This window comes from Deminuibacter soli, from assembly GCF_003412455.1.
In the GTDB taxonomy this organism is placed as follows: Bacteria; Bacteroidota; Bacteroidia; order Chitinophagales; family Chitinophagaceae; genus Deminuibacter; species Deminuibacter soli.
On the sequence record NZ_QTJU01000001.1, the window covers coordinates 174607 to 186953 of the forward strand.

Annotated in this window: 10 protein-coding genes; 5 read left to right on the forward strand and 5 right to left on the reverse strand. The window is 48.0% G+C overall.

Features of this window, described 5'->3' with window-relative positions; all coding sequences use genetic code 11:
• Positions 1-32: 32 nt before the first annotated feature.
• Together DXN05_RS00635 and DXN05_RS00640 are read right to left on the reverse strand one after the other, a co-directional pair.
• A complete protein-coding gene (locus DXN05_RS00635; protein ID WP_158559091.1) occupies positions 33-899 on the reverse strand; it encodes a PorP/SprF family type IX secretion system membrane protein in 867 nt (288 codons plus the stop codon).
• A gap of 21 nt (positions 900-920) precedes the next feature.
• Positions 921-5663, reverse strand: coding sequence for a gliding motility-associated C-terminal domain-containing protein (locus DXN05_RS00640; RefSeq protein WP_116845284.1), 4743 nt, complete (start codon positions 5661-5663; stop codon positions 921-923).
• Positions 5664-5843: 180 nt separating this feature from the next.
• Here DXN05_RS00640 and DXN05_RS00645 point away from each other — a divergent pair, with 180 nt between their 5' ends.
• The 3 genes from DXN05_RS00645 to DXN05_RS00655 are packed head-to-tail and all read left to right on the forward strand — an operon-like array spanning position 5844 to position 8414.
• Positions 5844-6644, forward strand: coding sequence for an MlaE family ABC transporter permease (locus DXN05_RS00645; protein ID WP_116845285.1), 801 nt, complete (start codon positions 5844-5846; stop codon positions 6642-6644).
• Positions 6644-7438 (forward strand): ABC transporter ATP-binding protein, encoded by a 795-nt coding sequence (locus tag DXN05_RS00650; protein ID WP_116845286.1) that lies wholly within the window; start codon positions 6644-6646, stop codon positions 7436-7438. Before DXN05_RS00645 ends, DXN05_RS00650 begins: the two co-directional genes overlap by 1 nt.
• Positions 7419-8414, forward strand: coding sequence for an MlaD family protein (locus DXN05_RS00655; RefSeq protein WP_116845287.1), 996 nt, complete (start codon positions 7419-7421; stop codon positions 8412-8414). Before DXN05_RS00650 ends, DXN05_RS00655 begins: the two co-directional genes overlap by 20 nt.
• Positions 8415-8447: 33 nt before the next feature.
• Here the strand turns inward: DXN05_RS00655 and DXN05_RS00660 are convergent, their stop codons facing one another.
• The gene (locus tag DXN05_RS00660) at positions 8448-9074 is read right to left on the reverse strand and encodes an HAD family hydrolase (RefSeq protein ID WP_116845288.1); all 627 of its coding nucleotides are present in this window, start codon (positions 9072-9074) and stop codon (positions 8448-8450) included.
• 44 nt (positions 9075-9118) lie between these two features.
• Positions 9119-10027, reverse strand: a complete 909-nt coding sequence (locus tag DXN05_RS00665) for a BPSS1187 family protein (RefSeq protein ID WP_116845289.1) — start codon at positions 10025-10027, stop codon at positions 9119-9121.
• An 84-nt stretch (positions 10028-10111) separates the two neighbouring features.
• Here DXN05_RS00665 and DXN05_RS00670 point away from each other — a divergent pair, with 84 nt between their 5' ends.
• Together DXN05_RS00670 and DXN05_RS00675 are read left to right on the forward strand one after the other, a co-directional pair.
• Positions 10112-11020, forward strand: coding sequence for a YihY/virulence factor BrkB family protein (locus DXN05_RS00670; RefSeq protein WP_116845290.1), 909 nt, complete (start codon positions 10112-10114; stop codon positions 11018-11020).
• 166 nt (positions 11021-11186) lie between these two features.
• Positions 11187-11498, forward strand: coding sequence for a YbaB/EbfC family nucleoid-associated protein (locus DXN05_RS00675; RefSeq protein WP_116845291.1), 312 nt, complete (start codon positions 11187-11189; stop codon positions 11496-11498).
• A 70-nt stretch (positions 11499-11568) separates the two neighbouring features.
• On the opposite strand, the gene DXN05_RS00680 is transcribed toward DXN05_RS00675, so the two are convergent.
• Positions 11569-12339: an ABC transporter permease gene (locus DXN05_RS00680; RefSeq protein WP_116845292.1), complete on the reverse strand. Its 771-nt coding sequence runs from the start codon at positions 12337-12339 to the stop codon at positions 11569-11571.
• Positions 12340-12347 lie beyond the last annotated feature (8 nt).

Consider the following 12347-nt stretch of genomic DNA (forward strand, 5'->3'; position numbering starts at 1 on the left):
AACCAGGGCAGCTTTAAACACAATAACTACGGTTACTGAATATTTATTTTGATACCAACTTCATATTGAGCCATATGCACATAACGGCTGGTATTGCTGTAAAAAAAGTTAAGCTCGCCCAACTCTTCCAGCATCACGCCTGCCCCGCCCATAATTGTGCCGGGGTTTTGCCAGTACAGGCTGGTATGAAACAGGTGGTTGTATTCAAACTGCACCGCACCTGTAACAACACCCGATACATGCTGAAATGCTTTATAGGCAACCAGGGGTTTCAGTGTCATGATCTTTTCGTCATCCAGCGGAATGGTATAGGCACATTGCAGCTGTGCCAGGCCCTGGCCATCCATATCGGCTTGCTTACTCTGCACTTCCGAGCGCAGGTTATAGGCAGTTGCACCTAATTCAAGCTGACCGTTTTCATACGTAACACCCAGGTCTCCGTCAAAATAGCCGCCACGGCCGTTAAAGTTCTTTATGTTGGGATCAACCTGACCATTGTTCACGGCCGCACTATTATCCAGTTGCTGTTTGTAGTAAGTAAGGTTGGCGCCTATGCGTATACTTTGCGTTTCATCCAGCTTTACCTGATAAGCGTAAGTGCCTGTTACAGTATAACGCTGCAGCACACCGGCCTTGTCAGACAGCACCTGTAAGCCTGCTGCTGAGTAATTGCCGAAATGTGCATCTGCAGCAACACCATAAACACGCGGAGCTCCGTCGAAACCGGTAAGGCCACTGTTTAAAAAGGCATATACATGCGTTTTTCCGTTACTGCCTGCCAATGCCGGGTTCCAGAGAAACCCATTTCGGTAAAATTGGGAAACCGGCGATACCGTATGACGCTGAGCATATACCCCCGCACTCGTCTGCAGTAAAAACATCGTAACTGCAACTGCCATATATTTCATTTTCTATTCAGATTAATTGTGAATAATAACTACACTTCCTTTGATCTTCACTTCCCCTTTCACCGTAAGCACGAAATAATAAACATCCGCCGGCAAGGATTTGCCATTTACGCGACCATCCCAGTTGTTGGAGTAACCAGTTTGCTGAAATACAAGTCTGCCGGAACGATCAACAACCTGCAGTTTATTATCAGGGTATGCAGCCAGTCCTGCTATCACCAGGTTATCATTAATACCATCGCCATCGGGCGTCATCAGTTTGTTGTACTTACCCAGTAACGGTGTTACGTTAACCGTAAAACTGGCAGTATTCACACAACCATGCGCATCAGTAAGCGAGATGTTGTAGGTAGTAGTTGCTGCAGGAGCGGCTTTGGGAGAAGCACTGCTAGCATCACTCAAACCTGTTGCGGGCGTCCATTCCACTTTACCGGTTCCGTTTACATACAGTTGCGTTTGTTCATTCTCGTTGATCGCGCTGTTACCCGTGATCTGTATGGCAGGTTTAGCGAATACAATCATCTGCAGGCTGTCGGCAAATGCATCACCCGCAGCATTGGTTACCAAACAGGCAATCCGGTCGCCGTTAGCGGCTGATGCTGCACTGTAGCTGTTGCCGCTTGCCACTTGCTGGCCATTTTTGAGCCATACGTACTTAACCGCCGCACCGCCGGTTACAGCTGCCGTAAACTGTACAGGTTTATCTGTACAAATTGCCGTGCCCGGCTGCGCCTGGATTTTAACTGCAAGTGGTGTTGCAGGTTGCTGCACGCTATCAGTAACATTCACCTGGGTATTCACCTGCGACATACAGCCGGTGGCCGTATTTGTTATCTGGTAGATTACTACTGCATTGCCTTTGCTAATGCCTTTTACCACGCCGTTTTCATTTACAGCCGCAATGGTATTGTCACTGCTGCTCCATATACCACCTGCATACTGATCGTACAGGGGGATGGATGCACCAACTGCAACACTTCCCGCGCCTGTAACAGGTGCAATGGCGGGCAGCTCGTTTACTATTGCGTCTATTTTTTGCGGGTCAGATGAACAGCCTGTTGAAACATTGGTACCAATGATATAATAGCTACCCGCAGCAACACTGGCCGGGGCAGGAACAGGATAAGTACCGGCCATATCTGTATAGTATGCAAATACCAGGTTGTTATCGCTACCCTGCACTACAGCAGGGGTCGTAAGATTTATGGTAGCAGGGTAACAAACGGCTGCAGCCTGGGCTATCACTTTGGGTTTCGGGTTTACATTTACCCGTACTGATGCAGAACCTGAATAGCAACCTGTTGCAGAATTGGTTGCTACCACATAATATGTTCCGCTTCCCAGTGTTTGCGGATTCGCTACAGGCGCATTTAAAACCAGATCGTAATAATAACTGAACGACAGTCCGGCATCACTACCTGCTGTAACAGCCGGGGCTGTAATATCAACCAAACCCGGTGCACATACCGCAGCAGGATCGTTGATGACCAGTTTGGGCTGGGCATTTATCAAAACAATCACCGGTTTCAATGGCGTACTGCAGCCAGTGGCGGGGCTAACCGCTTTGATGTAATAAGTACCCGACAGTACACGTGAAGGATCAGCAACAGGCATTGTACCATCAGCATTAAGGTAATAGCTGAATGCAAGTGCTGCATCGCTTCCTGCAGTAATAGCCGCCGCTGTAAGATTCACCCGGTTAGGCGCACATACTGCTGCCGGGTTATTTATAACCAATGTAGGCTGGGCATTTATGGTTGCCGTTACACTCACCATATTGGATGAACAACCTTTTGGGTTGGTTCCCTGTATATAGTAAGTGCCTGCGGCAACTGCTGAAGGATTCGGTACTATAGTAACCCCGTCAGCCAGGAAATAGCGATAGCTTAAATCAGGACTATTACCGGCTGTTACAGTGGCGGTTAAATCTATGCGATAAGGCGCACATGCCACTGCAGGTTGTGTTACTGCTACAACCGGCTTCGCATTAATGATCGCTGTAACCGCAAGCATGTTTGAGGTACAACCATACTGGTTAGCCGACTGGATGAAGTAAGTGCCGGCAGCAACTTTTGTGGGGTCCGGTATCACTGTGGCTTTATCCGCCATGTAGTAATGGTAGACCAAAACTCCGGTGCTGCCGGCCGTTATCGCTGGTGCTGTGAGGTCTATGCCGGCAGGTGCACATACAGCTGCTGGATTAGTCACTTTCAAATCCGGCTGCGGATTTATGGCAACTGTAACAGGTAGTATTTTTTGTGCTCCTGATAAAGGATCTGTTGCAACAATATAATATACACCTGCTGTTACATGCACCGGATCAGGCACAGCGGCCGACGCAGCCGCGTTGGTAAAATAACTAAAGGTTAAACCCGGCGAGCTGCCCTGCGTTATGGCAGATGCTGTTAAATCAACTGTTGAAGGTGCGCATACAGCAGGCGGGTTATTTACCTTAAGTACCAGTGAATTTGCTGTCACCTGCACTATTGCAGGACTGCTTTTACAACCATCTATATTTGCAGCTACTATATAATAAGTACCTGCAACGACCTCTGTAGGATCAGGCACTGCATGGGTAAGTGCTGCATCTGTGTAATAGGCAAAAGTTGCATTATCAGAGGTGCCTGCTGTTACAGCCGGCGCAGTTAAATCTGCCGTGCCGGCACCTGTAGCAATTAAGGGGCTATTTACCACCAAGGTCGGGGTGTAAAGCCACCATATTTCCATTGACTTTTGAACTGCGCAACCCGTGATAGGGTTTACACCAGTAATATAATACAAACCTGAATCTACTGCCTGTGCCTGAGAAAGAGACAATGTCATTCCTGTAATAAAATTATAGTAACTGTATATAAGTCCGCCTTCACTTCCGGCTGTGATGGCAGGAGCAGTTAGATCTGTGGTTATACCGGCGCACATACCTGCAGGCCGGTTTATCACTACTACCGGTACTTTATTAACATTTGCATTGACCATCTTCGGATCGGATGTACAACCAGCCTGGTTAACAGCTACTATATAATAAGCGCCCGCACCAACACTTCTCGGATTTGACACTAAGTGTATGAGTGCTGCATCCAGGTAATAATTAAATGTAAGGGCATTATCGCTGCCCGCTGTAACTTTTGTATCAGTGAGATCAATCGTTGCCGGTGCACATACATCAGCTGGGTTGTTAACCATCAGTGTTGGCTTGCTGTTAATGGTTACCGTAACCGGTGTTGCTGCTGATTTTTGTCCCTTGGCATCTGTAGCAACAATGTAATAAACACCGCTATTTACAACCGCCGGATTACTTACCCTAGCAGTAGTATCGCTGGTTGTATAATAAGTAAACTGAAGACCGGGACTGCTTCCTGCTGTTACAGCTGGCAGGGTTAAATCACCCGTCGCCGGTGCACAAACGGCGATATTGTTGGTTTTAAGTACTATCGTTTCAGGAGGCGCCTCGGTTATAGTTACCGTCATCACACTACTCCAGCAACCGGTTGCCTTGCTGCTTGCTGTAAGATAGTAAATGCCCACAGGCGCATGTTTCGGATCAGGCACATGATCGCCAATCTGTGGCGCTTCATATAAAAACGAGAAGTAATTCAGATTAAGACTATCTGCACTGGTTCCTACAACTGCTGCGGAAGTCAGATCGGCCGTGCCACCTGCTATTACCGGTGCCGGATCGTTTACGGTAAATACTGGTTGAGGAATTATGGAGGCCACTATTGGCGTCATCACAGACTTACAGCCATTTTCATCCGTTCCCTGTATATAATAGGTGCCGGAGTTTTTCACGCTCCGGGGGTTTGCCTCTACGGTAACCTTATCAGAGTGATAATATTGATTGAACAATCGCTGATCATTTGTGCCTACACTATACACATTATAGGAAAGATCAACCGTATTAGGCGCACAAACAGGTGGCGGGTTGGCGATAAAAAGCAGTTTAGGAATGGGGTTAACGGTGGCTTCAACTGGTTTTACAGTTGAACAGCCTGTTGCAACATCAGTTGCTTTGATGTAATAACTACCTGAATCTACTGCCTTTGCTGCGGCAGCCGAAAGCGGAAACTGCGCATCAACATCAGTCTCTGTGAAATACTGCAGCACCAGGTTTCCACTGCTTCCGTTGGTCACGGCAGGCGCCGTAAGATCTATTTTTGCCGGTGCACACACGGCCTGGTTATTCACGTTTAAATCCGGCTTACTGTTAATGGTAGCAACCACCGCAACGGGTGCAGAAGCACAACCCGTAGCCGGGTTGATTCCCTTAATATAATAAGTAGCAGCGGGTACAGCAGTTGCACTACCCAAAGGCATAGTAGCAGCCGCATCAGCGTAATAGGTATAAGCAAGCCCGGGATCACTGCCAGCTGTAACAGCAGGGGCGGTAAGATCAACCCGGTCAGGGGCGCATACAACTGCTGGATTAATAAGCACCTTGGGCTGGCTGTTTACGGTTACTTGTACAGGCAATAGCGCAGATGTAGCGCCCGTGGTTCTATTGGTGGCCTTGATATAATATTTTCCGGCATTCACCACGCTTGGGTTAGCCACGGGATTTACTCCAACCGCGTCAGTAAAATATTGAAAAACAAGTCCAGGATCACTGCCCGCAGTAATACTTGGATCTGTAAGATTGATCCTGTTGGGAGCACAAACAGGCGGCGGGTCGGTCACTACCAGGTTAGGAGCACCGGTTTGTGCCGATGCATTCAGGGCCACGCATAGCAGCGCGAGCCAATGTAAAAATCCTTTCATAGAATATTTCTAAGGTTAGGGTTAAAAATTCTTTCCGGAGCTAAAACTAGGATGCTGTTATCAACTTATTGCATAAACACATATAATTATTTTTCCCTCCGTGTTTTTGTTCACTCCTGCACCCCGCGCTTTCCCCGGAACAGTATTTGAATAACAAACAACTGTGGAAAAACCTGTGTAATGAGTAAAGAATTGAAAACATCCGGCAAATACCTGCTGTCTGCCAGGGCAGATAAGTTCTTCCTGAGCCTGTACCAGGTGTACCGGTTTCTGCTGCTTTTTTTCAAAGAGGCCCTGCTGCCGCCGTACGAATGGAAGGAGGTGATACGGCAATGCTACAATGTGGGGTACAAATCCCTGCCCCTTATTTCATTAACCGGTTTTATCACCGGCATTGTGTTTACCAAGCAATCACGCCCCTCACTGGCCGAATTTGGCGCCACTTCCTGGCTGCCTTCACTCATTGCCATTGCCATTATCCGCGCGCTGGCACCACTGGTTACGGCGCTTATAGCGGCAGGTAAAGTAGGCTCTAATATGGGTGCAGAGCTGGGTTCTATGCGGGTAACCGAACAGATAGATGCCATGGAAGTATCTGCCACCAATCCCTTTAAATTCCTGGTGGTGACCCGTATACAGGCTACCACGCTCATGATACCCATACTCATGATGTATACTGCTTTTGTGGGCTTAATAGGCTCGTACCTGAATATACATGCCAATGAACTCACCAGTTTCAAGGCATTTTTCCAGAGCGCATTTGTGACCATTACGTTCCGCGACTTCTTTATTTCCTCCCTAAAGGCACTGGTGTATGGCTTTACCATCGGCGCCACCGGTTGCTTCCAGGGTTATTATGCCACGCAGGGTACACAGGGCGTGGGCCGCGCCGCAAACTGGGCAGTAGTGGTATCCATGTTCCTGATTTTTGTGGAAGAAATTACCATTGTCCAGATTTTTAACTCCATCCGCACCGGCTAATGATAAAACAACCTGTACATATTGATGAAAGCGATGTGGTGATACGCCTGCGCAGCCTGGAGAAATCATTCGGCAACCTGCACGTGCTCCGTGGTATCGATCTCGACGTGCACAAAGGCGAGAATGTGGTAGTGCTGGGCCGCTCGGGCACCGGCAAATCGGTGCTCATCAAAATAATCTCCGGTTTGCTGAAAGCCGATGCGGGCGAGGTATGGGTGCTGGGTGAAGACATGAATGCCATCAATCCCAAAAGCCTGCGGGCATTGCGCCTGAAAATTGGCTTCTCGTTCCAGAACAGTGCCCTGTACGATAGTATGACCATTAAGGAAAACCTGGAATTCCCGCTGGTGCGCAATAAAAAGCACTTAACGAGAAAGGAAATAAACCTGGCTGTAGAAAAAGTACTCGATGATGTTGGCCTGCTGCAAACCCTGCGGCAAATGCCTGCGGAACTTTCGGGCGGGCAGCGTAAACGCGTAGGTATTGCACGCACACTGATACTGCAACCGGAGATTATGTTATACGATGAACCCACCGCAGGCCTCGACCCTATTACCAGTACAGACATCAACAACCTGATTAATGAAGTACAGCAACAATACGGCACCAGCTCTATTATTATTACACACGATTTAACCTGCGCCAAAACCACCGGCGATCGTATTGCGATGATGGTGGAAGGCAGGTTTATTCAACAGGGAAGCTTTGAAACGATCTTCGAATCAAACGACCCTACGGTAACCAGTTTTTATCAATACAACTTTATCAATGGCGATGAAACCAATCAAAAATAACCGGCCGGTAGTGGTGGGCATCTTTATATTCCTGGGCCTGGCCATTTTTCTGGCAGGTGTGTTTACGCTGGGCGGACAAAAGAAATCGTTTGCCAAATCCATTACGGTGAAAGCTGTGTTCAATGATGTATCCGGACTGCAATCGGGCAGCAATATCTGGTATGCAGGTGTTAAAATAGGCACCGTGCAGAAAGTGACCATTACAGGCGATGCGCGTGTAGAAGTAACCATGCACATACTCAAAACACAAACCGGCTTTGTTCGCAAAGATGCACGCGCCAAAATAGGCTCTGAAGGATTGATTGGCAACAAGCTCATTATAATTGCAGGTGGTACGGAACAGGCCGGGCCGGTAAATGAAGGTGACCAGCTGCAAACAGATATGGCTTTGAGTACAGACGATATCATGTCTACCCTGCAGCAAAACAACAAAAACCTGCTGGCCATTACCGGCACTTTCAAAAACATCAGCAAACAGATAGAAGACGGCAAGGGCACACTGGGCCAGCTATTGCGCGATTCAACAATGATCATGAGCATACGCAGTTCGCTTGCCAATTTTAAACAGGCATCCAGCACGGCAAACATGGCGGTCGCACATTTAAATGAATACACAACGCAGTTCCACAACAAAGGTACTTTGCTGAACGAGCTGGTGACCGATACCACCACTTATGCCATTCTGCAAAATACCGCCACACAGCTGCGGGCCGCAGCCAGCAATGCAGATGATTTTACCAACAACCTCTATTATCTCAGTGAAACCATGAAACATTCCAACAATTCACTGGGTGTGCTGCTGCGCGATACCGCTGCTGCCAACAACCTGCGCAGCACTATTTACAACCTGCGCACCAGCAGCGAAAAGCTGGATGAGGACCTGGAGGCAGCACAGCACAACTTTTTACTGCGTGGTTATTTCCGTAAAAAAGAGAAAGCGGAAGAGAAAGAGCGAAAAAAACAGGGGCAACAATAACATTCCCCTGCATATACAAAAATGCCGGTACCGTTAAATATGATCAATACGTATCCATTCCATACCGGCTGCAATGGCGGCTTTTACGCCGGGTTCACCATCTTCAAACACCATGCACTTGCCGGGTGGCACCTGCAGTTGCTCGGCTGCAGATAAAAACGGATCGGGCCAGGGTTTGCCATGCGGTGTTTCACCTGCACATACCAGCACTTCAACCAGTTGCCGGATGCCCAGTACCTGCAATGTTTTTTCAATAGCAGGCCGTGTACCTCCCGAAACAACACCAATCTTTACCTTGCCTGCGTGTGCGATCAAATGCTCCACTACAAAATCAACCGGTTTTATCTTTTCGATGTATTCTTCAAAGAATAATTTCGATTTCAGATCCTCAAACTCCTGCGGATCGAATTTGGTTTTATACCGTTCACTAATGGCAGCTGCTACCTTTGAAATAGGCCAGCCCGCCAGTTCATCAATAATAGCATCATCCAGCTCAATGCCGTAACTGGCGGCTACTGCTACATAAGTGGCCTTGTGTGCATCCATATTGTCGGCCAGCGTACCATCGCAGTCATATAAAAAAGCTCTGTAATCGCCCTGCGTTAAACTGCAGAGCTTTTCGTATTTCACAGCGGCGATGTTGAGTTGATCGGGGGTCATAAACAAAAATTGTTGCGGCAAATTTACTGATCCTGCCGCCTTCTTTAATTGGTGAGCACATAATTCCACACCTGTACAAAACGCGGGTCTAAGGTAGAGCCATGATGGTCTTTGGTATCCAGGTCATTGATCAATATATGCGGATGCCCTTTTACTGCTTCGCCGGGTAAAACAAACAGGCTGTCTGGTGCATTGGTTTGCATAATCACTTTTGCATTGGCCAGCTGGTATTGCATGTTAAAAGGATCCTGCCTGTTCAGGAAAGCGTAATAACTGCTAACCGGTGTTACGCCCTGCTGCTGTTGCCAGCCGGCGGGTTGTGAAAAATGCACGAGGTAATCCTGCGGACCGGATAACATCAGTACTTTATATACCGGGAACAGTTTGCCCAGGTAAGCCGCATGCCCTGCACCCTGCGAGTGGCCAACAGTAATAATATTCTCCCACTTAGGATGCCCGTTTTCCAGGAATGTACGCCAGTTGCCTTTTGCATCGTTTGCTGCAAGGTATTGCAGCAGTTTTGTTACGCGGTTAACAATGCTGTTGGCCGAATCTACTTCAACCAGGCTGCTTACCGGTGTGCCCAGTATAATTTCCCGCCTGAAAAGATCAAAGCAGTCATTATCCGTACTATTGCTGCAAACCGTTGTGATCACCGTATTTTTGTAGTCGATGCTGATAACATGATAACCCATGGCTGCCACACTGCTGTCGAACACACGGCAACCTGCAGCAGTGCCGTTGGTACCGGGAATCATCAGCACCAGTTTGTTTTGCTGCGGTACATCCGCACTGTACATGGCCAGGTGTGCACCGTGAACGGTTTGTATACCGGGCGCTGTAGCGGCCGGGTCAACCGTTACTGCAACAGGCTGAGCCACCGTACTGCCGCAGAAAAACAATAAAAACAGGAGTGAATAACCGAATAAATTGCCGCGCTGAAGGAGTTTCATCTGTTTTTGTTTACAATTTAACTTTATTTCGCTTTATGTGTCTTAGAACCATATCGCCTTTTTATCGAATAATACCGGCCTGTTATGAAGCTGATTTCCTTTAAAGATAGCCGGAGGCTGTTAAATGATGCACTGCAACTGTTATTGAAAAACGATCCCCTGCGACTGGCAGGCGCCACTTCTTTTTTCAGCACTTTTGCGCTGCCCCCGATATTACTGATCCTTATTCAACTCATGGGGCTCATGTTCAACCGCCGTGAAATGGGCCGCAACCTGGTACAGCGTCTTTCATCGGTTGTTGGCCAGGACAGTGTGCAACCCATCATCAATGCCATCCGCGGTTTCAGGGGACTGGCACAAAGCTGGCCTGTAGCCATTTTCGGGTCGTTGTTTATGCTGTTTGTAGCTACTACCCTGTTCAAAATTATCAAAAGCTCGTTTAACCAGTTGTGGATGATACGCATGGCTGCCGGTAAGGAAAACATACGCTCCGTATTGTTCAGCCGCCTGCGCTCCCTGCTGGTTATTGTTGTTGCAGGTGTATTGTTTTTGGCCAGCCTGCTCATAGAAAGCATGCAAACCCTGCTGGGCAACTATCTCTCAGAAAGCTGGCCCGGCATTGCTTCTGTTTTCAACGTAGCATTCACACAATTATTGTCTTTACTGGTGGTTACTGCCTGGTTTACCGTATTGTTCCGTTACCTGCCCGATGGACGGCCCACCTGGCGCATTGCGCTTACCGGTGCTTTTATCACCAGCATTTTGTTCAACACCGGCAAAGTGGTATTACACGTGGCACTCCCCGGCAGCAACCTGGGCGTGTTGTACGGCACCTCTACCTCGGTGGTGTTGCTGCTGCTGTTTGTGTTTTATTCTTCCATCATCCTCTATTTCGGTGCAGCCTTCACCAAGGTATACAGCGATTACATGAAAAAACCCATACAACCCCTGACCAATGCATTGTATTACACCATGTCGGATGTAGCAGGATAATAAAAGGCATCAAGAATCGACAATCGACAGTCGGGATAATCTAAGCGAGTATTCATATTACTGAGACAATGGTTGGTTGCAGGGACACAACCAACAGCAGGCAGCTAACCGCTATCCGCTAAAACCTGCCAGCTATTTTCTATCTTTGCACCATAAACAATCAAGTATGTTCGGAGACTTAATGGGAAAACTGCAGGAAGCGCAAAGCAAAATGCAGGATGTGAAAAACAGCCTGTCAGGCATACAGGTGCAGGGCGAAGCAGGAAACGGTGCTGTAAAAGTAACAGCCACTGCAGGCAAACAAATTCAGCATATTGAAATAGCCGATGCATTGTTAAGCCCTGAAAACAAACAGGAACTGGAAGACCTGCTGATTACCGCGCTCAACCGCGCTATCGACAAAGCAGAAACTGTTGCTGAAAATGAAATGAAAAATGCTGCCGGCGGTATGCTGGGCGGCCTTGGCCTCGGCTTATAAACAGTTTACATAAAAGAGGCCGTCCCGGTTTAGCAGGGACGGCCTCTCCTGTTATATACATACAGGTGTTTTATTTAGTGCTCCATTTAAACTTGCGTATGCCAATGGCCGACAGCAACACAGCATAACCAAATGTAAGCAGCAGGGCATTGGTGCAATCCATGTTCCAGGTTCCGGGTTCCATGGATGCCAGCAGAATGCGTTTAACACAACCATAGGGCGACCATTTAACGATGTTGTTCACCAGTTTTACAGTACCCGACGCCTGCTCGTCCAGCGCGCTGAAATCGCTGAACATGCCTACCATTATAAATAAAAAGTATACCAGCCTGGTAGTAGAGTTTACTGTTTCCGGGTTCTTGATAAGCCCCACAATTACCTGCCCCAATCCAAGATACACAGCGCCGCCTGCTATGGCAGCCAAGAAGGCCAGTGCATAACCGGCCGGCGTAATACTTACATGATCAACATAAAAACCGGCGATAAACACAAGTATAGTCAGCAGCAATATCATGGCCAGCTGCACAGAGAGCCTGCTCACCATGATGGTCCATGAAGGCACGGGCGATACGCGCAGGCGCTGAAACACGCCTTTCTCCCGGTCACGCGCAATGCTGTTGGAGTAACCCATCAGGCCAATAGCCATCAAACCGATAGTAATACAGGTAGAAAAAGCAAAGGCTGCGCCTATTTTGTTGATGATGCCCTGCCAGGAAACAAGAATCACAACCGGCACCAGCAATATCAGCATAAACGATTTGCGGTTACGCCATTGCGTGGTAAAATCTGCCCGCATCAGTGCAGACAGCGCTTCAGACGTTTTAGGTATATTGGTTTGCATGTTTGTGT

Coding starts and splice junctions, on each gene's coding strand:
- DXN05_RS00635 (WP_158559091.1), bottom strand. CDS start 899: ATGGCAGTTGCAGTTACGATGTTTTTACTGCAGACGAGTGCGGGGGTA.
- DXN05_RS00640 (WP_116845284.1), bottom strand. CDS start 5,663: ATGAAAGGATTTTTACATTGGCTCGCGCTGCTATGCGTGGCCCTGAAT.
- DXN05_RS00645 (WP_116845285.1), top strand. CDS start 5,844: ATGAGTAAAGAATTGAAAACATCCGGCAAATACCTGCTGTCTGCCAGG.
- DXN05_RS00650 (WP_116845286.1), top strand. CDS start 6,644: ATGATAAAACAACCTGTACATATTGATGAAAGCGATGTGGTGATACGC.
- DXN05_RS00655 (WP_116845287.1), top strand. CDS start 7,419: ATGAAACCAATCAAAAATAACCGGCCGGTAGTGGTGGGCATCTTTATA.
- DXN05_RS00660 (WP_116845288.1), bottom strand. CDS start 9,074: ATGACCCCCGATCAACTCAACATCGCCGCTGTGAAATACGAAAAGCTC.
- DXN05_RS00665 (WP_116845289.1), bottom strand. CDS start 10,027: ATGAAACTCCTTCAGCGCGGCAATTTATTCGGTTATTCACTCCTGTTT.
- DXN05_RS00670 (WP_116845290.1), top strand. CDS start 10,112: ATGAAGCTGATTTCCTTTAAAGATAGCCGGAGGCTGTTAAATGATGCA.
- DXN05_RS00675 (WP_116845291.1), top strand. CDS start 11,187: ATGTTCGGAGACTTAATGGGAAAACTGCAGGAAGCGCAAAGCAAAATG.
- DXN05_RS00680 (WP_116845292.1), bottom strand. CDS start 12,339: ATGCAAACCAATATACCTAAAACGTCTGAAGCGCTGTCTGCACTGATG.